The 20,016-nt window shown below is 67.9% G+C and carries 18 protein-coding genes and 1 pseudogene; 9 read left to right on the forward strand and 10 right to left on the reverse strand.

Annotated features, from left to right (window positions below; translation table 11 throughout):
* Positions 1-308: 308 nt before the first annotated feature.
* Positions 309-1,802, reverse strand: a complete 1,494-nt coding sequence (locus AS93_RS0110540; protein ID WP_027590580.1) for a CoA-acylating methylmalonate-semialdehyde dehydrogenase — start codon at positions 1,800-1,802, stop codon at positions 309-311.
* A gap of 9 nt (positions 1,803-1,811) precedes the next feature.
* On the reverse strand, positions 1,812-3,158 hold the full coding sequence (locus AS93_RS0110545; protein WP_027590581.1) for an aspartate aminotransferase family protein: 1,347 nt from the start codon (positions 3,156-3,158) through the stop codon (positions 1,812-1,814).
* Between the two features lie 121 nt (positions 3,159-3,279).
* On the opposite strand from AS93_RS0110545, the gene AS93_RS0110550 reads away from it, so the two are divergent.
* Together AS93_RS0110550 and AS93_RS0110555 are read left to right on the forward strand one after the other, a co-directional pair.
* On the forward strand, positions 3,280-4,212 hold the full coding sequence (locus AS93_RS0110550) for a LysR family transcriptional regulator (RefSeq protein WP_027590582.1): 933 nt from the start codon (positions 3,280-3,282) through the stop codon (positions 4,210-4,212).
* The gene (locus AS93_RS0110555; protein WP_027590583.1) at positions 4,209-4,793 is read left to right on the forward strand and encodes a YigZ family protein; all 585 of its coding nucleotides are present in this window, start codon (positions 4,209-4,211) and stop codon (positions 4,791-4,793) included. Before AS93_RS0110550 ends, AS93_RS0110555 begins: the two co-directional genes overlap by 4 nt.
* A gap of 47 nt (positions 4,794-4,840) precedes the next feature.
* Here the strand turns inward: AS93_RS0110555 and AS93_RS0110560 are convergent, their stop codons facing one another.
* From AS93_RS0110560 to AS93_RS0110570, 4 genes are all read right to left on the reverse strand, one after another.
* A complete protein-coding gene (locus AS93_RS0110560; protein WP_027590584.1) occupies positions 4,841-5,308 on the reverse strand; it encodes a copper chaperone PCu(A)C in 468 nt (155 codons plus the stop codon).
* A 55-nt stretch (positions 5,309-5,363) separates the two neighbouring features.
* On the reverse strand, positions 5,364-5,717 hold the full coding sequence (locus AS93_RS20625; RefSeq protein WP_139182070.1) for a DUF2946 family protein: 354 nt from the start codon (positions 5,715-5,717) through the stop codon (positions 5,364-5,366).
* A 58-nt stretch (positions 5,718-5,775) separates the two neighbouring features.
* Positions 5,776-7,671 carry a propionyl-CoA synthetase gene (locus tag AS93_RS0110565; protein ID WP_027590585.1) on the reverse strand — a complete coding sequence of 632 codons (1,896 nt, stop codon included), beginning with the start codon at positions 7,669-7,671 and terminating at the stop codon, positions 5,776-5,778.
* A gap of 96 nt (positions 7,672-7,767) precedes the next feature.
* On the reverse strand, positions 7,768-8,937 hold the full coding sequence (locus AS93_RS0110570; RefSeq protein ID WP_027590586.1) for a Bcr/CflA family multidrug efflux MFS transporter: 1,170 nt from the start codon (positions 8,935-8,937) through the stop codon (positions 7,768-7,770).
* Between the two features lie 124 nt (positions 8,938-9,061).
* On the opposite strand from AS93_RS0110570, the gene AS93_RS0110575 reads away from it, so the two are divergent.
* The 3 genes from AS93_RS0110575 (at position 9,062) to cueR (ending at position 12,546) form a co-directional block, all read left to right on the forward strand.
* A complete protein-coding gene (locus AS93_RS0110575; protein WP_027590587.1) occupies positions 9,062-9,679 on the forward strand; it encodes a TetR family transcriptional regulator in 618 nt (205 codons plus the stop codon).
* Positions 9,680-9,746: 67 nt separating this feature from the next.
* On the forward strand, positions 9,747-12,125 hold the full coding sequence (locus AS93_RS0110580; RefSeq protein ID WP_027590588.1) for a heavy metal translocating P-type ATPase: 2,379 nt from the start codon (positions 9,747-9,749) through the stop codon (positions 12,123-12,125).
* Positions 12,126-12,129: 4 nt separating this feature from the next.
* Positions 12,130-12,546, forward strand: a complete 417-nt coding sequence (gene cueR / locus AS93_RS0110585; RefSeq protein ID WP_027590589.1) for a Cu(I)-responsive transcriptional regulator — start codon at positions 12,130-12,132, stop codon at positions 12,544-12,546.
* A 3-nt stretch (positions 12,547-12,549) separates the two neighbouring features.
* Here cueR and AS93_RS0110590 read toward each other — a convergent pair whose 3' ends face one another.
* The 3 genes from AS93_RS0110590 to AS93_RS0110600 all read right to left on the reverse strand — a co-directional run bounded on the left by AS93_RS0110590 (position 12,550) and on the right by AS93_RS0110600 (position 15,643).
* Positions 12,550-13,443 (reverse strand): PA4780 family RIO1-like protein kinase, encoded by an 894-nt coding sequence (locus AS93_RS0110590; protein WP_027590590.1) that lies wholly within the window; start codon positions 13,441-13,443, stop codon positions 12,550-12,552.
* A 109-nt stretch (positions 13,444-13,552) separates the two neighbouring features.
* Positions 13,553-14,020, reverse strand: coding sequence for a bacterioferritin (bfr, locus tag AS93_RS0110595; protein WP_027590591.1), 468 nt, complete (start codon positions 14,018-14,020; stop codon positions 13,553-13,555).
* A gap of 342 nt (positions 14,021-14,362) precedes the next feature.
* Positions 14,363-15,643 (reverse strand): acetyl-CoA C-acetyltransferase, encoded by a 1,281-nt coding sequence (locus AS93_RS0110600; protein WP_027590592.1) that lies wholly within the window; start codon positions 15,641-15,643, stop codon positions 14,363-14,365.
* Between the two features lie 159 nt (positions 15,644-15,802).
* On the opposite strand from AS93_RS0110600, the gene AS93_RS0110605 reads away from it, so the two are divergent.
* The gene (locus tag AS93_RS0110605; protein WP_027590593.1) at positions 15,803-17,149 is read left to right on the forward strand and encodes a 3-oxoacyl-ACP reductase; all 1,347 of its coding nucleotides are present in this window, start codon (positions 15,803-15,805) and stop codon (positions 17,147-17,149) included.
* 44 nt (positions 17,150-17,193) lie between these two features.
* Here the strand turns inward: AS93_RS0110605 and AS93_RS0110610 are convergent, their stop codons facing one another.
* Positions 17,194-18,201, reverse strand: a complete 1,008-nt coding sequence (locus AS93_RS0110610) for an AraC family transcriptional regulator (protein WP_027590594.1) — start codon at positions 18,199-18,201, stop codon at positions 17,194-17,196.
* 181 nt (positions 18,202-18,382) lie between these two features.
* Here AS93_RS0110610 and AS93_RS0110615 point away from each other — a divergent pair, with 181 nt between their 5' ends.
* The 3 genes and pseudogenes from AS93_RS0110615 to AS93_RS19175 form a co-directional block, all read left to right on the forward strand.
* On the forward strand, positions 18,383-19,246 hold the full coding sequence (locus AS93_RS0110615; protein ID WP_027590595.1) for a MaoC/PaaZ C-terminal domain-containing protein: 864 nt from the start codon (positions 18,383-18,385) through the stop codon (positions 19,244-19,246).
* Positions 19,247-19,526: 280 nt separating this feature from the next.
* Positions 19,527-19,832, forward strand: a complete 306-nt coding sequence (locus AS93_RS0110625) for a MazG-like family protein (protein ID WP_027590596.1) — start codon at positions 19,527-19,529, stop codon at positions 19,830-19,832.
* Positions 19,829-20,016, forward strand: a pseudogene (locus tag AS93_RS19175) (SAM-dependent methyltransferase); the annotation flags it as partial. The gene AS93_RS0110625 and the pseudogene AS93_RS19175, both read left to right, overlap by 4 nt.

Genomic DNA, 20,016 nt, shown 5'->3' on the forward strand with positions numbered 1-20,016 from the left:
TACAAGGAGTTTTCAGCAGCTCTGCGCTGGAAGTGGGGCGCATTATAGGGCGCCATAATCTGCCGTCAACGGTTATTTGTAGTTTTATTACAAAAGTTCATTCGAAGACGCCTAAGGCGCTCTCACAGCATGAGGTTGCTTGCAAAGCGCTCGGCAAGCGCGGGAATGGTCAGGCTGGGATCACACCCGCATTCACCGGAAGGGCAGTTCCATCGACCACATGCGATCCGAGATAGCCAAGCATCTGGCGGTCGCGATCAATGACGCGTGCTCCGGCACTCCCTGGTGATCGATACTCGCCCAAGCACCTATCTATTGCTTGGAAATGCAAACTGCGCCGCTTCGTGACTGGCCCGTTGCGGCCATTTCTGGGTGATCGCCTTGCGCCGTGTATAGAACCGCACGCCATCCGGGCCGTAGGCATGCAGGTCGCCGAACAGCGAACGCTTCCAGCCACCGAAGCTGTGATAGGCCACCGGCACCGGCAGCGGTACGTTCACACCGACCATACCGACCTCCACCTCCTCACAGAACAGCCGGGCCGCCTCGCCGTCGCGGGTAAAGATGCAGGTCCCGTTGCCGTATTCGTGAGCGTTGATCAGCTGTATGGCCTGCTCCAGACTGCCGACCCGCACGATGCACAGTACCGGCCCGAAGATCTCCTCCCGGTAGATGCGCATGTCAGGCATGACACGGTCGAACAGGCAGCCTCCCAGGAAGAAACCCTGCTCATGTCCAACGACCGACACATTCCGCCCATCAAGCACCAGCTCCGCCCCGGCCGCGACACCGTCTTCGATATAGGAAAGCACCTTCTCCCGTTGAGCCGCGGTTACCAAGGGTCCCATGTCCATGCCGCATTCCGTGCCGGCCCCCACCTTCAGCGCTTGAATCTGCGGTACCAGCTTTGCCACCAGCGCATCGGCGACCTGATCGCCGACACATACCACCACCGAGATGGCCATGCAGCGCTCGCCGCACGAGCCGTATGCCGCGCCCATCAGTGCGCTAACCGCATTGTCCAGATCCGCATCGGGCATCAGCACCGCATGGTTCTTCGCCCCACCCAGCGCCTGCACCCGCTTGCCGCGCCGAGTACCCTCCGTATAGATGTGCTCGGCCACCGGCGTCGAGCCGACAAAGCTCAAGGCCTTGATTTCCGGTGCCTCGATCAGCGCATCCACCGCGGCGCGATCCCCGTGCACTACATTGAGGACGCCTTTGGGCAATCCGGCCTGCAGCATGAGCTCGGCCACATACATAGCTGAGCTGGGATCCCGCTCGGAAGGCTTGAGGATGAAGCAGTTGCCGCAGGCGATGGCCAGCGGATACATCCACAGCGGCACCATGGCCGGAAAGTTGAACGGCGTTATGCCCGCCACGATGCCGAGCGGCTGAAAGTCGCTCCAGGCGTCGATGTTCGGCCCCACGTTGCGGCTGTATTCACCCTTGAGCAGCTCCGGCGCGCCACACGCATACTCGACATTCTCGATGCCGCGCTGCACTTCCCCGGCGGCATCCTCGAGAGTCTTGCCATGTTCCTCGCTGATCAGCCGGGCGATCTCGTCGCGGTGCTCGTCGAGCAGTTGCTTGAAACGGAACAGCACCTGGGCCCGTCGGGCAGGGGGCGTATTGCGCCACACCGGAAAGGCCGTCGCGGCAGCCGCAACGGCCTGCTGCACCGTGGCGTGATCAGCCAGCGATACCCGGCGAATTGCCAGTCCGCGTGACGGGTCAAAAACCTCCGCGGTGCGTTCGCCGAGCACCCGTTCGCCGTTGATCAGATGTGCAATGACTGACATGAGCGGCTCCTAATCCAGTCCATTGAGGGTTTCGCCGACCGCGTCGAACAACCGGTCGAGGTCGGTCGGACGGGCATTGAAGGTCGGGCCGAACTGCAGCGTGTCGCCACCAAAGCGCACATAGAAGCCCGCCCGCCACAGGCGCATGCCGGCCTCGAACGGGCGCACGATGGCATCGCCGTCGCGCGCAGCCAGCTGGATCGCCCCGGCCAGGCCGCAGTTGCGGATATCCACCACATGCCGGGCACCCCTTACGCCGTGCAACAACTGTTCAAAGTGGGGCGCCAGCTCGGCAGCCTGCTGGACCAGGTTTTCACCCGCCAGCAGGTCCAGGGTGGCCAGCCCGGCGGCGCAGGACACTGGGTGGGCCGAATAGGTATAGCCATGGGCAAACTCCACGGCGTGCTGCGGCAACACCTGCTCCATGAAGGTCCGGTAGACCTCCTCGCTGGCCACCACCGCGCCCAGCGGCACCGCACCATTGGTGAGCTGCTTGGCAAGGTTCATCAGATCCGGCGTCACGCCGAAGTACTGCGCACCACTGTAGGTGCCCAGGCGGCCGAAGCCGGTGATCACCTCATCGAAGATCAGCAGGATGTCGTGCTGGTCGCAGATCTCGCGCAACCGCTGCAGATAACCGGTGGGCGGCACCAGTACGCCGGCGGAGCCGGACATCGGCTCGACGATCACCGCCGCGATGTTCGAGGCATCGTGCAACTCGATCAGTTTGAGCAACTCGTTGGCCAGTTCCACGCCACCGCTGTCGGCCATGCCCCGGGTGAACGCCAGGTGCGGTTGCAAGGTGTGCGGCAGATGATCGGCTTCCAGTAGCTGGCCGAACATCTTGCGATTGCCACCGATACCGCCCAGCGAGGTGCCGGCGATATTCACACCGTGGTAGCCGCGCGCTCGACCGATCAGCCGCGTCTTGCTCGGCCGTCCCTTCAGCCGCCAGTAGGCGCGCGCCATCTTCACCGCCGTGTCGGCGCACTCGGAACCGGAGTTGGTGAAGAACACATGATTCAACGGGCCGGGCAGGTGGTCGGCGATCCGCTCTGCCAACTGGAATGACAGGGGATGGGCGAACTGAAAGCCCGGCGAATAATCCAGGGTGCCCAGCTGGTGCGCCACTGCGGCCTGGATCTGCGCCCGGCAGTGGCCGGCCCCGCAGGTCCACAGGCCCGACAGACTGTCATAGACCTGCCGACCCTCGCTGTCGGTCAGCCAGCTGCCCGAGGCGCCGACGATCAGGCGCGGGTCTTGCTGGAACTGACGGTTGGCGGTGAACGGCATCCAGTGGGCATCCAGTTTCAACTGGCTGGCTACCGGGGCGGTGACGCTTTGATGGAGATTCATCGCAAGCCTCGCAAAGGACAAGAACCGCCTGAACAGCATGGCGCTTGCCGCCGACATTGCCAGCGACCTAAAGTCCGTTAAATACCGATATTCCGGAGCTCACTTCACTCATGGCTAAACAATGACCACAGTTCGGTCCCTCCCCCTGCCCCAGGTCACCGATTTCGATCTGCGCCTGCTGCGACTGTTTCGCAATGTGGTGGAGAGCGGCGGTTTTTCGGCCGCGGAAAGCGTGCTGGGCATCGGCCGCTCGGCGATCAGCCAGCAGATGGCCGACCTGGAGCAGCGGCTCGGACTGCGCCTGTGTCAGCGCGGCCGTGCCGGCTTCGCCCTGACAGAAGAAGGCCGCGAGGTCTACCAGGCGGCCCTGCGCCTGCTGGGGGCTGTGGAAGGCTTTCGCGACGAGGTCAATGCGCTGCATCGCCAGTTGCGCGGCGAGCTGCACATCGGCCTGCCGGACAACCTCGTGACCCTGCCGCAGATGCGCGTAACCCATGCATTGGCCCGTCTCAAGGCGCGCGGTCCGGACATACACATCCACATCCGCATGATCCCGCCGGCGGAAGTGGAACAGGGGGTGCTGGATGGACGCCTGCAGGTCGGCGTGGTGCCGCAGGCCGGCGCGCTGGCCGGGCTCGACTACCAGCCGTTGTACGCGGAACGCTCCCTGCTCTACTGCGCCGCCGGTCACCCACTGTTCGCCCTGGAGGATACGGCCATCGACGACGCCCTGCTGGAGCGCCAGGAAGCCATCGCCCCGACCTTCCGCCTGCCACCGGATGTGCAGCCCCACTACCGCGCGCTGCGCTGCACCGCCAGCGCCTCGGATCGCGAGGGCATGGCCTTCCTGATCCTCACTGGCTGCTACATCGGCTATCTGCCGGAACACTATGCCCGGCAATGGGTGGAAGCCGGTCGGCTGCGGGCACTCAAGCCCCGGGAACGCTTCCACGATCTGCCGCTGGCGGTGGTCACCCGCAAGGGGCGACGCCCTCAGCTGATTCTCGACGAGTTCCTCGCGGCACTGGCCGCCACCGGGGACACGCCCACATGACCTGGACCCTGAGCGCACCCTGCGATTACCAGGAAGACATCCGCAAGAGCCGCTTTGTCGCCCTGGCCGCGCCAGTCACCGACGCAGCTGCCGCGCAGGCCTTTATCGCGGCCCACAGTGCCGCTGATGCCACTCACAACTGCTGGGCCTGGAAGATCGGTCATCAGTACCGTTTCAACGATGACGGAGAGCCCGGCGGCACCGCCGGGCGACCGATCCTGGCCGCCGTCGAGGGGCAGGATTTCGATCAGGTGGCGGTGCTGGTGACCCGCTGGTATGGCGGCATCCTGCTCGGCACCGGCGGTCTGGCGCGCGCCTATGGCGGCTGCGCTGCGAAGTGCCTGCAGGCGGGCCAGCGCCAACCACTGATCGAGCGCATCGACCTGCGCTGCCGCTGTGAATTCGCCGAGCATGCCCGCGTCCGCCAGCGCCTCATGGATTGCGGCGCGCTGCTCGATGGGGAGGATTTTCTGAGCGAGGGGGTGGAGCTGCGCTTCCGGCTGGCGCCCGACCGGCGGGAAACCCTGCAGCGGCAATTGGCCGACCTGAGTCGCGGCCGCATCCACCTGCAGGAAACATGACCTGAGTCGGGTGCCGCAACGCTGCCCACGCTGCGGCACCCGGCCCGTCAGTGGCCGTGGTGGTGGCCGCCCTGCATGGTGGGCGCCATGTGCCGCACCGGGACTTCCACGGTGAGCTCGCCGGCCTTTTCGAAACGCAGGGTCAGCGGGAACTGCTCGCCGTCCTTCAGTTGGCGGGGCAGTTCGAGCAGCATCACGTGGTAACCGCCCGGCTGAAAGCTCACCTCGGCACCCGCCGGCAGCGGAATCCCGCCGGCCACTTCACGCATCTGCATCACGCCGCCGACGTGGGCGTGCTCGTGCAGTTCGGCCTTCCCCGCGATCGGAGTGGCGGCGCCGACCAGGCGATCGGCACCGGCACCCGTGTTATGCAGCACGAAGTAGGCGGCGGCCGCCGGGGCGGTGGGCGGCATGGCCCGCGACCAGGGCTGCTCGACCCGGATATCCTGAGCCTGCGCCCAGGCGGTGGATAGACAAAGCGCCGCACCCAGCAGCGCGCGTTGAAATTTCAGCATGTGAACACCTTGATCGAATGAAGGAGAGGTAATGACCGGAAGTAAGAGGTCGCGATCAAGGTGCGCGGGGACACGCCAGGGTGTAACGGCGACGTGAACGCCGAACGGCACGCCCCGCCAGCAGGAGAAGCCCGGTTCCCGCCAGCATCGGTCCATCCGCGTTCCAGCCGCCATCGCTCGCCCCGGGGTTCTGACACAGCGGACAGCTCCAGTCACCCAGCGGTTCGGCGTCCTCTGCCGGAGACGCATCGAAGCCCGCGCTGTCACTGGAGCAGAAACCGCCCGCCAAGCCACTCAGTGCCAGTGCGCTGGACTGGCCGTGACGCAAGCCGCACAAATGCAGGCTCAGCAGCACGCTCAGGCACAGCGTCCAAAGCAGCAGGGGATGAGGTCGACGGGTGGCAATCATGCGCGCGACTCTACCAGCCACGGGCGCGACTGCAAGGCCACCCCTGAGCGACGTGATGTCACGGGGCCTCGGCCGACAGCTCGCCCCGGAGCACCCCGGCCAGCTCTTCGAGGATCGCCGGATCGTCGATGGTGGCCGGCGGCGCGTAAGGCTCGCCAGCCGCGATCTTGCGCAGCACCGCACGCAGGATCTTGCCCGAACGCGTCTTCGGCAGCCGGCGCACCACCCGCACCTGCTGGAAACAGGCCAGCGCGCCGAGCTCCTCGCGCACCCTGGCCACCAGTTCGGCCTGCAGAGCAGCCGGATCGATCGCGACCCCTTCCTTGCAGACCACCAGCGCAAGGGGCAGCTGTCCCTTGAGGTCGTCCGCCACACCGATCACCGCGCATTCGGCCACCGCCGGATGACGCGCCACCCGGTCCTCCATCTCCCCGGTGGACAGGCGATGGCCGGCCACGTTGATGACATCATCGGTGCGGCCCATGACGTAGACGAAGCCGTCGGCGTCCAGGTAGCCGCCATCACCAGTCAGGTAATGCCCGGGCACCGCCTGCAGATAGGCCTGCCGGTAGCGCTCAGAATCGTTCCACAGCGTCTGCGCGCACCCCGGCGGCAACGGCAGCGAGACCACGATGGCGCCCTCCTGACCCGCGTCCAGCAGCTCGCCCTCCTCGTTCACCACCAGCACGTGGTAGCCCGGCACTGCCGCGTTGCTGGAGCCAACCTTGCGCCGATAGTCCGCCAGCCCCACGCAGGGCGCGGTCACCGGCCAGCCGGTCTCGGTCTGCCACCAATGGTCGTGCACCGGCCGGGCGGTCTGCTCCTCGAGCCACTGGTGCGTGCTGGAATCCAGCCGCTCGCCGGCCAGGAACAGCGCGCGCAACGAACTCAGGTCGTGGCGCGCGAGCCGTTCGCCAGACGGGTCTTCCTTGCGCACCGCGCGAATGGCGGTCGGAGCACAGGTCAGCGCATTAACCCGGTACTCCTCGATCACCCGCCAGATCGCCCCGGCATCCGGCGTGCGCACCGGCTTGCCTTCGTAGAACACCGTGCTGCAGCCGGCCATCAGCGGGCCATAGACGATCATCGAATGGCCAACCACCCAGCCGATGTCCGACAACCCCCACCAGACGTCGCCCGGCCGCATGCCGTAGACCCGTTCGAAGCAGTAGCGCAGCGCCACCGCGTGGCCGGCGTTGTCGCGCACGATGCCCTTCGGCCGCCCCGTGGTACCCGAGGTGTAGAGGATGTACAGCGGATCGCCGCCGAGCACCGGCACTGGCTCCACAGGCGATGCCTGTGCCACCTGTTGTGCCCAGTCCAGATCGCGCCCCCCGCGCAATTGCGCCGGCGCCTGCGGACGCTGCAGCACCATCACCCGTTGCGGCGGCTGCTCGGCCAGCGCCAGCGCCGTTTCCACCAGCGGCTGGTAGGGAATGACCCGGTCGAACTCGATGCCGCAGGAGGCCGTGAGCAACAGCTTCGGCCGCGCATCGTCGATGCGCACCGCCAATTCCTGAGGCGCGAAGCCGCCGAACACCACCGAATGCACCGCCCCCAGGCGCGCGCAGGCCAGCATGGCCATGGCCGCCTCCGGCACCATGGGCATGTAGATGACCACCCGGTCGCCCTTCTCCACTCCCAGTGCGCGCAACGCGCCGGCCAGCCGGGCGACCTCGTCGCGCAACTGGCGGTAGCTGTACTGACGCTTCACGTCGCTGACCGGCGAATCGTAGAGCAGCGCGGGCTGTTCACCCCGGCCGTTCTCGACATGCCGGTCCAGCGCCAGATAGGCAGTGTTGAGTAGCGCATCGGCAAACCAGCGGTGCGTCCCATCGTCCAGCGCACGCAGGGTTTCGCGCGGCGCCCGGAACCAGTCCAGATCACGGGCCTGCTCGGCCCAGAAGTCGGCGGGCTCCGCCAGTGAACGCCGGTAATCCTGTGGGTAACTCATGGATGTCTGCCTCGCCGCCACGCCCTTGATGGCTTCGAGTATGGTTCGCCACCGGACGCTCGCCAGGCCTGCTTAGGTCGGGATGGGAAAGCGCTATCAGCGAGCTTCTACCTGGCCGCTGTACCAGGCCAGCAGCGCCGCCAGCAGCGCGCAGCCGGCGATCACCAGGGCCATCGGCAGCGCGCTGCCATCATGCAGCACGCCAACCAGCGCACTGGCCAGCGCCGCCACGGCAAACTGCAGACTGCCCATCAAGGCCGAGGCACTGCCCGCCTGGCCGCCCTGGCGCGCCATCGCGCAGGCGGCGGCGTTGGGCAGGATGCAGCCCAGGCAGCCCATGGCGAGGAACAGCGGCAGCATCAGCAGCCAGAGCGGCGCGCGCCAGGCCGCAAACAGCAGCAGCAACAAAGCGCAGAACAGGAACAGAGCGCTCAGCCGGCGCAGCCAGAATCCCGGGCCGCGGAAGCGCATCAGCCAGGCGTTCACCTGGGCGGCGAGGATGAAGCCGGCGGCATTGGCGCCGAACAGCCAGCCGTAGTGCTCGGCGGGCACGCCGTACAGTTCGATGAACACGAACGGCGAGCCGGCCACGTAGGCGAACATGGCGGAGATCGACAGCCCGCCTGTCAGGGCGAAGGTGAGGAACTCGCGGTCACGGAACAGTCCCAGGTAACGGCCCAGGCTACCGCGTAGCGGCAAGCGCTCGGCGCCGGCCGGCAGGGTTTCCGGCAGCCAGCGGTACAGCGCCAGGCCGACCAGCGCACTGAACAGCGTCAGGCTGTAGAAGATCGACTGCCAGCCGAACAGCTGCAGCAATAGACCGCCGGCGAGCGGTGCGAGAATCGGCGCCACCCCCATGACCAGCATCAGCTGCGAGAACACCTTGGCGGCGTCGCGTGGCTCGCAGAGATCGCGCACCACCGCGCGTGACACCACCATGCCGGCGCAACCGCCCAGTGCCTGGGCCAGGCGCGCGGCGATCAGCGCGTCGAGGCTCGGCGCCAGCGCGCAGGCCAGCGACGACAGCACGAACAGCGTCACGCCGAACAGCAGCGGCCCGCGCCGGCCGTAGCGGTCGGCCAGGGGCCCGTAGATCAGCTGGCCGAACGCCAGGCCGATGAAATACACCGCCAGCGACTGCTGCACATGCTCGACGTCGGTGCTGAACGCCTGAGCCAGGGCAGGAAAACTGGGCAGATAGAAATCGATGGCCAGCGGCCCGAAGGCCGACAGGGCACCCAGAATCAGCAGCAGACGAATGGGCATGAGCTACATATTCCTGACTGGAGCGCGCCGCGAGGCTGCGACTCTCTTACATACATTGACGTTTGTAAATCATGAATCGACAATGCCGCCTCCTTTCCTGCTGCCGAGGCCCCGGACCCACCCCATGCGTCGAACCAAAGAAGATGCCGAGAAGACCCGCGCCGCCATTCTGAACGCCGCCGAACAGCTGTTTCTCGAGCGCGGGGTGGCGCACACCAGTCTGGAGCACATTGCCCGGGCCGCCGGGGTCACCCGGGGCGCCGTCTACTGGCACTTCCAGAACAAGGCCGACCTGTTCACCGCCATGCTCAACCAGGTGCGCCTGCCGCCCGAGCAGATCGCCGAGAAACTCAGCGCCGATCCGCAGCTGTCGCTGGGCTCGCTGCGCGACATGTGCGTCGGCGGCCTGCAGATTCTGGTGCAGAACGAGCAGAAGCGACGCATCCTCACCGTGCTCATGCAGCGCTGCGAGTTCACCGACGAGTTGCGTCCGGCCGAGGAACGTCACAACCAGTTCGTCAATCAGTTCATCGCCATCTGCGAGCGTCTGCTGGAGGACTGCGAACGCCTTGGCCAATTGCATCCGGGCATCAACGCCCACCAGGCCTCGCGGGCGGTGCATGGCCTGCTGATCGGCCTGATCGGCGACTGGTTGCGCGACCCGCAGCAGTTCGACCCGGAGACCGATGCCGGCCCCATGTTCGATGCACTGTTCCGCGGACTGATTCGCGAGCGCGCCTGAACGGTGGAACGCTTGACCTTGCCACGAGGTCAAGGTCGAGCATAGGGTCACTCGCAAGGAGGAACCCATGTCCGCCACCCTCGATTTCCCCATCAGCGGCATGACCTGCGCCAGCTGCGCCGGCCGGGTCGAACGCGCCCTGAACAAGCTCACCGGCGTGCGCCACGCCGAAGTCAACCTGGCCAGCGAACGCGCCCGCGTCGAAACCGACGGCGCAACGCTGGACGAGCTGATCGCCGCCGTCGAGCGCGCCGGCTACCAGGTGCCGGCGCGCAGCCTGGAGGTCGCCATCACCGGCATGACCTGTGCCAGCTGCGCCGGGCGCGTCGAACGCGCGCTGGGCAAGGTGCCCGGCGTGCGCGCCGTCAGCGTCAACCTGGCCGGCGAGCGCGCCCATCTGCAACTGGTCGGCGAGGTGCGCGACGCCGCGCTGATCGCCGCCGTCGAGAAGGCCGGCTACCAGGCCAGCCTGGCGGCCCGCGACAGCACCGACGGGGCAGACGCCGAGCGGCGCCTGCGCCGCGAACGGCTGGCGGTGATCCTCGCCCTTTTGCTGGCCGCGCCGCTGGTGATCCCGATGTTCGGCGATCTGCTGGGCCAGCACTGGATGCTGCCGGCCTGGGCGCAGTTCCTGCTCGCCACACCGGTGCAGTTCGTGCTCGGTGCGCGCTTCTACCGGGCCGCCTGGAAGGCCGTGCGCGCCGGCAGCGGCAACATGGACCTGCTGGTGGCCATGGGCACCAGCGCCGGCTACGGCCTGAGCCTCTACCAGTGGTGGGCCGCCCCGGCCGGGCAGATGCCGCACCTGTATTTCGAAGCTTCGGCGGTGGTCATCGCCCTGGTGCTGCTCGGCAAGTACCTGGAAAGCCGCGCCAAGCGCCAGACCAGCGCGGCCATCCGCGCCCTGGAAGCCCTGCGCCCGGAACGCGCCCGGCGCCTGGTGGACGGTCGCGAGGAGGAGGTGCCCCTTGCCCAGTTGCGGGTCGGCGATCTGGTGGTGGTGCGCCCGGGCGAGCGCTTCCCGGTGGACGGCGAAGTGGTCGAGGGCGAAAGCCAGGCCGACGAGGCGCTGATCAGCGGCGAAAGCCTGCCGGTGGCCAAGCAGCCCGGCAGCACGGTCACCGGCGGCGCCATCAATGGTGACGGTCGCCTGCTGGTGCGTACCCAGGCCGTCGGGGCGGAAAGCGTGCTGGCGCGCATCATCCGCCTGGTGGAAGACGCCCAGGCCGCGAAGGCGCCGATCCAGCGCCTGGTCGACCGCGTCAGCGAGGTGTTCGTGCCGGCCGTGCTGGTCATCGCCCTGCTCACCCTGGGCGGCTGGCTGCTGGCCGGCGCCGCGCTGGAAACCGCGCTGATCAACGCCGTGGCGGTGCTGGTCATCGCCTGCCCGTGCGCCCTGGGCCTGGCCACCCCGGCGGCGATCATGACCGGCACCGGCGTGGCGGCCCGCCACGGCATCCTGATCAAGGACGCCGAAGCCCTGGAGCGCGCCCACGCGGTGACGGTGGTGGCCTTCGACAAGACCGGCACCCTGACGTCCGGCCGACCGCGCGTCGTGCACCTGCACGCCGTGGACGGCGACGAAGCCGCGCTGCTGCGCCAGGCCGGCGCCCTGCAGCGTGGCAGCGAACACCCGCTGGCCCGCGCGGTGCTCGACGAGTGCGCCGAGCGCCAACTACAGGTGCCGGAGATCCGCGCCAGCCAGGCCCTCGGCGGACGCGGCATCGCCGGCGAGCTGGACGGCCGGCGCCTGGCCCTGGGCAACCGCCGGATGCTGGAGGAACAGGGCCTGCAGCCGGGCGCCCTGGCCGCGCAGGCCGCCGACTGGGAAGCCGAGGGGCGCACCCTCTCCTGGCTGATCGAAACGGCGCCGCAGGCGCGCGTGCTGGGCCTGTTCGCCTTCGGCGACACGCTCAAGGACGGCGCTGCCGCCGGCGTGGCCGCCCTGCAGCAACGTGGCATCCACACCCACCTGATCAGCGGCGACAACCGCGGCAGCGCCCACAGCGTGGCGAAGCAGCTGGGCATCGAGCAGGTGCACGCCGAAGTGCTGCCGGCTGACAAGGCCGCCGAAGTCGCGCGCCTCAAAGGCCACGGCGCGGTGGTGGCCATGGTCGGCGACGGCATCAACGACGCCCCGGCGCTGGCCGCCGCCGACGTGGGCATCGCCATGGGCGGCGGCACCGATGTGGCCATGCACGCCGCCGCCATCACCCTGATGCGCGGCGACCCGCGCCTGGTGCCGGCGGCCCTGGAGATCAGCCGGCGCACCTACGTGAAGATCCGCCAGAACCTGTTCTGGGCGTTCATCTACAACCTGATCGGTCTGCCGCTGGCAGCGCTGGGCTTCCTCAGCCCGGTGGTGGCCGGCGCGGCCATGGCGCTGTCCAGCGTCAGCGTGGTGAGCAACGCGCTGCTGCTCAAGCGCTGGAAACCCGAGGAGTAAGGCGATGAACATCGGTCAGGCGGCAAAGCACAGCGGGTTGTCGGCGAAGATGATCCGCTACTACGAATCCATCGGCCTGCTGCGCCCGGCCGGGCGCAGCGCCAGCGGCTATCGCACCTACGGCACGGACGACCTGCATCGCCTGGGCTTCATTCGCCGCGCGCGGGATCTGGGCTTTTCGCTGGAGGAAGTGGGCCGCCTGCTGAGCCTCTGGCAGGACCGCCAGCGCGCCAGCGCCGACGTGAAGGCCCTGGCCAGCGCCCATGTGCAGGAACTGAACCGCAAGATCGCCGAGCTCAGCGAGCTGCGCGACACCCTGCAATCCTTGGTGGAGCATTGCCACGGCGATGACCGGCCGGATTGCCCGATTCTCAGCGAGCTGGAATCGGGCCCGTGCTGCTCCACAAAACAGGCGAGCTGATGCTTAGCCGCGCAGCCAGGGCGGCGTAGGTTCTTCCAGGCCGGCCGGCGCGTCAGCCTCGGCCAGCGCCGCCTGGCGCCGGGCCTGATCGGCCAGGGCCGCCTTGATCTCGCGCAGCACGGCATCCAGGTCGGCTTCCTCCTCCGGCTCGGCGAACTCGCCGGTCAGCACGCTCTGCGGGGTCAGCTCACCCTGTTCATAGAGCGCCCACATTTCCTGGGCGTAACGGGTGTGCAGGAGTTCAGGCGCGTATTGGCCGAAATACTCGGCCATGTTGGTGACATCGCGCTCCAGCATGCGGAAGGCGTGGTTGTTGCCGGCGGCATCGACCGCCTGGGGCAGGTCGATGATCACCGGGCCGTCCGGGTCGAGTAGCACGTTGAATTCAGACAGGTCGCCATGCACCAGTCCGGCGCAGAGCATCTTGACGATTTCGCCGATCATCACGCCATGCAGCTCGCGGGCGTCCTCGGCGCTCATGTCGACATCGTTCAGGCGCGGTGCGGCATCGCCCTCGCCGTCGCTGACCAGCTCCATCAGCAGCACGCCATCGACGAAGTCGTAGGGCTTGGGTACGCGCACACCGGCGCTGGCCAGCCGGAACAGGGCGGAGACCTCGGCGTTCTGCCAGGCCTCCTCGCGCTCGCGCCGACCATGCTTCGAGCCCTTGGCCATGGCCCGCGCGTCGCGGCTGTTACGCACCTTGCGGCCTTCCTGGTATTCGGCGGCCTGGCGGAAGCCCCGCTTGTTGGCCTCCTTGTAGACCTTGGCGCAGCGCAGCTCGTCGCCACAGCGCACCACGTACACGGCGGCTTCCTTACCGCTCATCAACGGGCGCAGGACCTCGTCGATCAGGCCATCTTCCAGCAGGGGTTCGAGACGTTTCGGGGCTTTCATGCGCAGGCGGCGGGCTCGGTGAAAAGATGGGCCGACTTATACGGCATTGCGGGAGGCTGCGGCTATTCGCAGCCTCCCGGCGGTGGCACACAGGTTCGTCAGGACAGACTCAGCTGGCCTGGGACTGCAGGTAGTTCTGCAGGCCGATGCGGTCGATCAGCCGCAGTTGCTGCTCCAGCCAGTAGGCGTGGTCTTCCTCAGTGTCGTGCAGCTGCGCCACCAGCAGGTCGCGGCTGACGTAGTCGCCCGCCTGCTCGCACAGTTCGATGCCCTTGGCCAACGCGGCGCGCACCTTGTATTCCAGCGCCAGGTCGCTACGCAGCATGGCCGGCACGTCGGCGCCGGGGTGGATGGCTTCCGGTGTCATATCCGGGCTGCCTTCCAGGAACAGGATGCGCTGCAGCAACACGTCGGCGTGCTGGGTCTCCTCTTCCATTTCGTGATTGATGCGCTCGTACAGTTTGGTGAAGCCCCAGTCGGCGTACATGCGCGAATGCAGGAAATACTGATCACGCGCGGCCAGCTCGCCCTTGAGCAGGACTTTCAGGTAATCGACGACGTTCGCTTGGCCTTGCATGGTTCAACTCCTCGGGCGTCCACGGCTCTGACTATCCCGGCAAGCTTCGGCTTGTGCCGCCCCCAGGTCAAGCCGCGCTTACCCACAAAGCCTGGGGATAACCCCGTGGAGAAGCTGTCCACCGTACCCGTGCAGCCCGTAGGCTGCGGGGGCCGCCAGCAAATCGTGCACTTATTGCCCAAGTGCTTGTTGGACAAGGGAAAATCACAACGCCGGATTGGCTCGGAGCAGCCGACCTTACCCACAAAGCCTGGGGATAACTCCGTGGAGAAGCTGTCGACCAGGGCGGTGCGGGCCCGTGCTGGCGGGCCCTTGCCTCAGATTGTGCAGGTTTTCGCCAAGTCAGCTTTCCAGGATGGCGACCACCCCCTGACCGCCAGCGGCGCAGATCGAGATCAGCCCGCGCTTGCCGGGGCCGGCCTGGTGCAGCAGTTTGGCCAGGTTGGCGACGATACGCCCACCGGTAGCGGCGAACGGGTGACCCGCGGCCAGCGAGCTGCCCTTCACGTTGAGCTTGCTGCGGTCGATCGCGCCCAGCGGCGCGTCCAGCCCCAGGCGCGTCCTGCAGTACTCGGTATCCTCCCAGGCCTTGAGAGTACACAGCACCTGGGCGGCGAAGGCTTCGTGGATCTCGTAGAAGTCGAAGTCCTGCAGGCGCAGGCCATGGCGGGCCAGCAGGCGGGGTACGGCATACACCGGCGCCATCAGCAGTCCTTCGGCACCCTGCACGAAATCCACCGCTGCCGCCTCGCCGTCACAGAACCAGGCAAGGATCGGCAGGCCGTGCGCCTTGGCCCATTCCTCGCTGGCCAGCAGCACCACCGAGGCGCCATCGGTCAGCGGGGTGGAGTTGGCAGCCGTCAGGGTGCCCCGCCCGCCCTTGTCAAACACCGGCCGCAGGGTGGCCAGCTTGTCCAGGTCGATGTCCGGGCGCAGGTTCTGGTCGCGGCTCAGGCTGGCGAACGGCGTGAGCAGATCGGTGTGCCAGCCCTCGTCATAGGCGGCGGCCAACTTGCGGTGGCTGTCATAGGCCAGGCGGTCCTGCGCGTCGCGGGGTATTTCCCAGTGCTGGGCCATGCGCTCGCAGTGCTCGCCCATCGACAGCCCGGTGCGCGGCTCGCCGTTGCGCGGGATATGCGGCGCCAGGTGGCGCGGGCGCACCTTGAGCAGGCTTTTCACCTTGTCGCCGGTGGACTTGCCGCGATTGGCCTCCAGCAGGATGCGCCGCAGGCCCTCGTTGACACCGATCGGCGCGTCCGAGGTGGTGTCCACACCGCCGGCGATGCCGCAATCGATCTGCCCGAGAGCGATCTTGTTGGCCACCAGGATGGCCGCTTCCAGGCCGGTGCCGCAGGCCTGCTGGATATCGTAGGCCGGGGTCTGCGGCGACAGGCGTGAGCCGAGCACGCATTCGCGGGTCAGGTTGAAGTCCCGCGAGTGCTTGAGCACTGCGCCGGCGACCACCTCGCCGAGGCGTTCGCCATGCAGGTTGAAGCGCTCGATCAGGCCTTCCAGGGCGGCGGTGAGCATCTCCTGGTTGCTGGCGGTGGCGTAGACGGTGTTGGAGCGGGCGAACGGGATGCGGTTGCCGCCAACGATGGCGACCCGGCGCAGCTGGGCCATGAACGGACTCCTGGAGAAGGTGAAAGGCGGCTGTAGGCTAGCGGCCCGGACAGACGTCGCATTGGCCGCCTCGCCGGCTGACCGGTCAGTCCGGTCAATGCGGGCTGCGCGCCAGCCGGTAGAGTGCACGCCATTCTGCCTTCTACCGGAGTCTTTCCCATGTCCGACCGCTACCTGGAATTCGCCAACTCCACCCTCGGCCGCCGCCTGGTCGGTGCTGTCGGCCTGCCGCGCCCGATCCGTCTGGAGCGCTGGGCCAGTGGTCGTTCGCGGCCGGTGGACGGGGCGATCCTGCTCGGCGGCGGCTTGCTCGCCAGCACGCTGGCCGGCAGCCTCAAGCGCCTGAGCAGCGAGCTTTACGCCGACCGCGATGGCCTCGGCGAGCTGCCGCGCTGGCCGGGCGCGAGCCCGCTCAAGGCACTGGTGTTCGATGCCAGCGACCTGGACAGCCCGGAGCGCCTGGGCGAGCTGCGCCGCTTCTTCCAGCCCGCGCTGGCCCAGCTCGACAGCTGCCCGCACATCCTCGTGCTGGGCCGCGCCCCGGAAAGCCTCAAGGACCCGTTCGCCGCCAGCGCCCAGCGCAGCCTGGAAGGCTTCACCCGCTCACTGGGCAAGGAAGTGCGCCGGGGCGGCACCGTGCAGTTGCTATACGTCGCCGAGGGTGCCGAGGATCAGTTGGAAGGCGCGCTGCGCTTCTTCCTCTCACCGAAGAGCGCCTACGTGTCCGGTCAGGTGGTCCGCCTGCAGGCCAATCGCGCCCAGGTAAAGGACTGGAGCCGCCCGCTGGCCGGCAAGCGCGCGCTGGTCACCGGCGCCTCGCGCGGCATCGGCGCGGCCATCGCCGAAACCCTGGCCCGTGACGGCGCCGACCTGCTGCTGCTCGACGTGCCGCAGGCCGGCACCGCGCTGGAGGCCCTGGCCGCGCGCCTGGGCGGGCGCTCCCTGGCGCTGGATATCTGTGCCGAGGACGCCGCGCAGCGCCTGACCGAAGCGCTGCCGGATGGTGTGGATATCGTGGTGCACAACGCCGGCATCACGCGCGACAAGACCCTGGCGAAGATGAGCGAGGAACAATGGGATGCGGTGATCGCCGTCAACCTGCGCGCACCGCAGCGGCTGACCCAGGCGCTGCTGGACGCCGGGACCCTGCATGACGACGGTCGCGTGGTGCTGATCGCCTCGATCAGCGGCATCGCCGGCAACCTCGGGCAGACCAACTACGCGGTGAGCAAAGCCGGGCTGATCGGCCTGGCACAGGCCTGGGCGCCGCTGCTGGCGCCGCGCGGCATCACCCTCAACGCGGTGGCGCCCGGCTTCATCGAAACCCAGATGACCGCCGCCATTCCGCTGACCATCCGCGAGGCCGGCCGACGCATGAACGCCCTCAACCAGGGGGGCCTGCCACAGGACGTGGCCGAGGCGGTCGCCTGGCTGGCCCAGCCGAGCAGCGGCGCGGTCACCGGCCAGGTATTGCGGGTCTGCGGGCAGAGCCTGCTGGGCGCCTGAGCGAACCTGCACGGCGTGGCGCTGCGCTCGGCTGACTTTCGAGATCAGGACACCCGGGCGGCGGCCTTGCCGCGACGGCGGAACTCCACCGGGGTTTCGCCGACCCAGCGCTTGAAGGCGCGGTAGAAGGTGCTCGGCTCGGAGAAGCCAGTGCGTTCGACGATCACCTCGATACGCTCGTCGGTCTTGAGGAGCAGCTCCTTGGCCAGCCGGCAGCGGTAGTCGGTGACCAGGTCATTGAAGCGCACCCCCGCCAGCGACAGGCGCTCACGCAAGCGCCGCGTCGGCATCTGCAGGCGCGTCGCCACCTGTTCAAGGGTCGGCCCGCCGTCCAGCAGCAGCTCGCCGATCAGTTCACGCACCTGGCGCACCAGGTCCAGACGCTCGACTTCGTGCAACTGGCGACGCGCCAGCGACTCGTGCATGCGCAGCAGATCCGGTGCGGCATGCCGCGAAGGACGTTCCAGCACCGCGGCGTCGAACACCAGTGCATAGCGCGACGCGCCCAGACGGGCCGGGCAGCCATACACCTCGGCATACCGTTCGGCGGGAGCGCCCTGCCCATGCATGAACTGCACCTCCAGCGGTCGGAACTGGCCGTCGGTCAGCGCCGAGAACAGACGGATCGCCGCCCCCGCCAGCATTTCCGGGAAGTGACGGGAGACGTCGGGCGTCCCCCCCATCACCAACACGGCCTGGCCGTCAGCAGCTTCCAGGCCGGCGGACAGGGTGTCGGAAAGCAGCCGTGCATAACGCAGCGCATGGCGCAGGCCATCGCCAAAGGTGGGACTGGAGAGAAACAGATATTCGAGCAGCAGGCCGTGATAGGGCGCCAGGTGCGCCACCAGATGCAGGCCCACATGCTCTTCGCCACAGGCTTCCGCGCAGGCCTGCCAGAAGGGTGCCTGGGCACTGTGGGGAAACCGCCCCTGTGGCAGGCCTTGCGCGGGCAGACCCAACTGGGCCAGAACCGGAGCCGGATCGACACCACTGGCACGCAGGGCCTCGATCACCGGGCGCAGCAGCGCCGCGTCATCGGTCAGATCTCGCATCGTCATTTTTGGTTTTTCTTGTGAGGCGTGACGCCCGCATCTTAGACAGCTTTTTGCCAGCTGCTCAAGGCGACGGCACTGCGGAATGGCTGCTGCGTCACCGTTGCGCGACAGCCTGGCCAATGCCACCACCGGCAAAGCCCGGGAACCTGTGCGGTCATCGGATTCAAGGAGAGCCCCGATGCTGACCGACTGGCAAGAATTGCCCCGTGCCCCCGCCCTGCCCGGGCTGTTCGCTCGCGCCGCCCTGCGCCGGGGCAACCGGGGCCGCACGCTGCCCGGGCTTGGCCTGGCCTGTAGCCTGAGCGTGGACCCCGACAACCTGGCCCGCTACCGCACGCTGTGCGGTTTCGCCGACGACGGCCGTCTGCCGCCCACCTACCCGCATATCCTGGCCTTCGCCCTGCAGATGAGGCTGCTGACCGCCAGGGATTTTCCGTTCCCGCTGCTCGGCCTGGTCCATCTGGAAAACCGCATCCGTGTGCTGCGCACCCTCGGCGGACTGGGCCCGTTCCGCGTCAGTGTCCACACCGAGCGGCTGCTGCCCCACGAGAAGGGCGTCACCTTCAGCATCATTACCCGCCTGGAAGACCAGCTCGGCCTGCTCTGGGAAGGCGACAGCCGCATCCTCTATCGCGGTCTGCGCCTGGACGGCACACCGCAACCTCGGGTCGAGCCGCAGCCCCTGCCTCTGGAGGAGATCGCCCATTGGCGGGCACCGGCAGACATCGGCCGGCGCTACGCGCGCGTCGCAGGCGATTTCAATCCGATCCACCTCGCCGCGCCGACCGCCCGGCTGTTCGGCTTCCCCCGAGCCATCGCCCACGGCCTGTGGAACAAGGGCCGCGCGTTGGCTGCCCTGGGCGAACGCTTGCCGGACAGCGGTTACGAGGTGGAGGTGCGCTTCCAGAAGCCGGTGCTGCTACCGGCCGAGGTGCGCCTTCTGGCCAGCACCCCGGCACCGGAGGGCCAGTTCGCACTGCGTGGCCGTGATGACCTGCCGCATATGAGCGGCGCCTGGCGGCCCATCGAAACGCCAAGGTAAGGTGGGCCGGACCGTGCCTTCCTATCCGCGGCGAGCAACCCGCAAGCAGCGTGCCCACCGCCTGGCGGCCAGATGAAGCGTTGTCCGCCCTACGAAACCCAGCCAGGCACTGGCCCTGTAGGGCCGGCTTTACGCCAGCCAGGGGATCCAGAACCCGAACCACCGCATCTCCGGCCGGGATAAACCCGGCTCCACCAACAGCCTACGGCGCTCCGCGGCGCCGGGCTTATCCCCGCCGGCATCTTCCGGGATAATCCCCGGCTCGCACTCCGGAGCCGCCATGAACCTCGACGCCCTCACCGCCCGCCTGCACGCCATCCGCGACGCCAACGACTGGCGGCGCTTCCACAGTCCGAAGAACCTGAGCATGGCCGCCAGCGTGGAAATGGCCGAGCTGGTGGAGATCTTCCAGTGGCTGGGCGAGGACGAGTCGCGCCACCTGTCGCCACAGCAACTGGAACATGCCGGCCAGGAAATCGGCGACGTGGTGCTCTACCTGCTGTTGCTGTGCGCCGAGCTCGGCCTGGACATGGACCAGGTGGTGCGCGCCAAGCTGGCCGATACCGAACGGCGTTACGGAAAATGAGCGACCGCCACTTCGACGAACTGGCGACGCGCTTCGCCGAGAAGATCTATGGCGGCGCCAAGGGCGCCATCCGCCTCGCCGTGCTGCAGGCCGATCTGGCCGAGGTGCTGCCGTCCCGCCCGCTGCGCGTGCTCGACGTCGGCGCCGGGCTCGGCCACATGAGCCTGTGGCTGGCCGGCCAGGG

The organism is Pseudomonas sp. RL (assembly GCF_000647775.1).
Lineage (GTDB): Bacteria > Pseudomonadota > Gammaproteobacteria > Pseudomonadales > Pseudomonadaceae > Serpens > Serpens flexibilis.